This window comes from Oleiphilus sp. HI0066, from assembly GCF_001635725.1.
On the sequence record NZ_LWFH01000901.1, the window covers coordinates 1 to 441 of the forward strand.

Here is a 441-nt window from a genome sequence, read left to right on the forward strand (position 1 = left end):
AAATAATTTGAACTGGCTTATCGCGCAGAAAGACATCGTAAACATCGATGTTCAGACCATTGCGGCATTGCATAAGACCTGCGCATCTTTCGATGACAAACTTAATGAGCAGCGCCTTAGACCGCAACTCGAGGAAATACTTCAGAACAGTAACAGTCACTTTCTAGGCCCTCATGTAGAGTCGCTCTGGCAATGCTACCTAGAATACAGTGAACGATATGAACTACTGGCCAAAAACCTTCAAATCAATGTCGACGGCGTGACACTTGGCGAGTTTGATTTTCTAGTACACGACAAACACACTGAACAAATTATTCACCAAGAGCTCGCTATTAAGTTCTATCTCGGCGTGCCGTACTCTTCCGGTTCATCTACTCAAACATATTGGGTCGGCCCAAACCAAATTGATCGGCTCGATATAAAACTGCGACATCTTAATGA

General features: G+C 43.8%; 1 protein-coding gene. It reads left to right on the plus strand.

The genetic code is table 11. The annotated features are described in order from the left end of the window. Positions 1-441 (plus strand): DUF1853 family protein (locus tag A3738_RS10540; protein ID WP_156504189.1); only part of this gene is annotated, 441 nt, incomplete at both ends.